This window comes from Methanobrevibacter sp. (genome assembly GCF_045646045.1).
Taxonomy (GTDB): Archaea; Methanobacteriota; Methanobacteria; order Methanobacteriales; family Methanobacteriaceae; genus Methanocatella.
The window spans coordinates 1-2384 of the sequence record NZ_JAZRJY010000133.1 but is presented as its reverse complement, the minus strand read 5'-3'; the positions used below and the strand labels follow the sequence as shown (position 1 = coordinate 2384).

Annotated in this window: 2 protein-coding genes; both read left to right on the top strand. The window is 35.2% G+C overall.

What is annotated here, in order from left to right:
• Positions 1 to 60 precede the first annotated feature (60 nt).
• Positions 61 to 1746: an ATP-grasp domain-containing protein gene (locus tag ACKI5C_RS08845; protein WP_407432774.1), complete on the top strand. Its 1686-nt coding sequence runs from the start codon at positions 61 to 63 to the stop codon at positions 1744 to 1746.
• 83 nt (positions 1747 to 1829) lie between these two features.
• The gene (locus tag ACKI5C_RS08840) at positions 1830 to 2231 is read left to right on the top strand and encodes a DUF4405 domain-containing protein (RefSeq protein ID WP_407432773.1); all 402 of its coding nucleotides are present in this window, start codon (positions 1830 to 1832) and stop codon (positions 2229 to 2231) included.
• Positions 2232 to 2384 lie beyond the last annotated feature (153 nt).

Sequence of the window (2384 nt, the reverse complement as noted above, 5' to 3'; positions counted from 1 at the left end):
AAAATTGCATTTAAATTTTTATATCAATTTAAACAGAAGTTATTATAGGGAAGTGAATCTATGAAAAATATTATAGTTGTGGAATGCCGGTCAACGGGAACAAATTATATTGCCGATATTAAAAACAGAAATTACAATCCTGTAGTTTTGAATACAAAGATTGATGAATCAGAAAAAGCCAAATCATATTGTGAACTTGTTATGAGTGATATGGCCAAAATTGATGATGATTTTGAAGTGATAAATGAAAAGGAGTCATATGATGAAACACTTGAGCTTGTAAAAAAATATGATCCCATTCTTGTCATTCCTGCCTCTGAAAGAGGAGTCGTGCTTGCTACACAATTGTCTCATGATTTAGGTCTTTTGGGAAACCCGATAGAAAACCTGGATGCATATACCCTAAAGGACACTATGCAGGAAAAGATTGCAGAATATGGTCTCAGATGCATCAGGGGAAAAGCCGTAAGCTCCATAGAAGAAGCACTTCAATTCTATGACGAGGAAAATTTGGATGAAGTCGTCATAAAGCCGGTTTACAGTGCAGGGGCTGTAGGACTTAAAATGTGCAGCAACAGAACTGAAGTCATCGATTCACTTGAGGAACTCTTTACATATGAAAACTACTATGGGGATAAGATTAACAAGTTCATTATCCAGGAACGTATCATAGGAAAGGAATATATAGTTAATACCGTTTCATGCAACGGCAGTCACAGAATAACTACCATGTGGGAGCATATAAAGACCTTTACTCCAAGCGGAGACCATGTTCTTGAGTCTACATTAACCATTAATGAACTCAGCCTTGGAGAATCTGACCTGATTGAATATGTATATGATGTTCTGGATGCTCTTGAAATAAAATACGGCGGTGTTCATGGGGAATATCTCGTTGATGAAAAGGGACCTGTTCTTATTGAAGTAAACTGCCGTCCGATGGGCTCCTCGATGGATGCTAAGTATCTTGACAGGATTTCAGGTCAGCACGAAACAGACAGCATTCTAGATTCATACCTGAATCCCGAAAAATTCAATTACAAAAGAAATCAGGGATATGAACTCTATGAATACGGAGCCATTAAATATCTGATAGTTCCAAAAGACGTTGTTGCCGAATCATCACCGATGAAATACATGAGCAACAAGCTGAAAAGCCATTACAAGACTTCACAGGAACTTGACGATGAGGCCAAATTCTTTGTCAGAACCCAGAACCTTGAAACCACAGGAGGAGCAATTTATCTAACCCATCCTGACGGATTCACTCTTCAAAAGGATTTGAATTTCCTTAGAAACATTGAAAATTATGCATTCCAGCTTGTTTTAAGCGGTAATGACAATAAGAAAATTGAAATAAAAAAAGATTACAGTGAGGTTAAAAGCATTCTGGATATGGTTCATGCATATGACCCTACGCTTCTTGTAACCGATTATATCTTTGAAAATATTGACATGCTGCAGGTTCGTCCCGATGAGATTGACAGCATAAACAGTGAATTCGACTGCGTTGTAGTAAACCTTGATAAAAGCATTATCGATGAAAATGACGATATTATAGCCTATCTGATATTGAAGATTATCAAAAAGGTAAAAACCGGCGGAATAATTCTTATTCCTAAATCCACATACCAGTACATTCCTAACGGGCGCATTGGTGTTGAAGCTCTCGTCAGGGTACTTGACCTGAAACTTGAAATGCCAATCTATGATTTGAAAGGCTGCGTTGTGGCTTCAAAAAAATAATTCAAATTTAATGATTAAAATATTTAGGCAGAGCTAAAAATATAAATAATCCGACTGATAAAATATAATATGGGGATGATTTGATGAAAAGAATTACTGTGGACATTCTAATGGTTATTACAATAATACTGGAATTCGTTAGCCTTCCTATTATGCTTCATCAAGTTTTGGGAATAGGATTGCTCTTTTTAATAATATATCATATAAAACTGCATAAAAACTACTTTAAAGCTATATTTAAAGGAAAATATAATCTTAAAAGAGCATTGGACCTTATCATAAACATAGGATTGCTTATTTCCCTACTCGTAACAATCATTTCAGGTATTTTCTGCAGCAGAGAATCATGGAAAAGCATAAAAGTTGGAAACTTCAGTATGTCCCACATTCACAAATCCTCTGCAGTTATCAGTCTTGTATTTTTGGTATTGCATCTTATTTCTACACACAAGAAATTGTTCAGGGAAATCAAAAAAATTAAATGATTTCGTTTTTTAATAGATTTCACTTAATTTTTCTTTTTTTATGAAATATTCAAACTGGTCATGTGACAGTATCCTCTGTCTGTCAAAAACAATGACTCCTGAATAGAACAGTCTGTTGTACTGGTTTTTAAGTGCATTGTCGATTTTATTGGC

Bases quoted from the DNA above. Each gene is read 5' to 3' on its own strand.
- ACKI5C_RS08845 (WP_407432774.1), top strand. From the start codon at position 61: ATGAAAAATATTATAGTTGTGGAATGCCGGTCAACGGGAACAAATTAT.
- ACKI5C_RS08840 (WP_407432773.1), top strand. From the start codon at position 1,830: ATGAAAAGAATTACTGTGGACATTCTAATGGTTATTACAATAATACTG.